This window comes from Hydrogenovibrio sp. 3SP14C1, assembly GCF_029625905.1.
Classification (GTDB): Bacteria; Pseudomonadota; Gammaproteobacteria; order Thiomicrospirales; family Thiomicrospiraceae; genus Hydrogenovibrio.
Map to the genome: position 1 here is coordinate 1 of NZ_JARTLM010000287.1, position 242 is coordinate 242.

1 protein-coding gene is annotated in these 242 nt (G+C 64.9%); it reads right to left on the reverse strand.

Annotation, left to right across the window (positions count from 1 at the left end; genetic code table 11):
- The coding region (locus tag P8629_RS12560; protein WP_442908722.1) for a Ppx/GppA phosphatase family protein at positions 1-242 on the reverse strand (242 nt) is incomplete at both ends.

Below are 242 nucleotides of genomic sequence, written 5' to 3' on the forward strand. Positions count from 1 at the left end.
GTTCGCGGTCGATGTTGTAGTGATCGGCCAGGCTCTTGGCGGTGCGGCTGCGGATGTCCTGGTGGCGGAAACGGCCTTCCATTTCATACAGCACGCCTTCGCGCAGCGCGCCGTCGGACAAGCGCAGATCGCGGATCGCCAGCGCGTCGAACACGCCGCACAGGATAGCCAACCCCGGCACGAACACCGATTGGCGGTCTTCCGACAGCCCCGGCAGGCTCAGCGAGCCGAAGCTTTTGAAC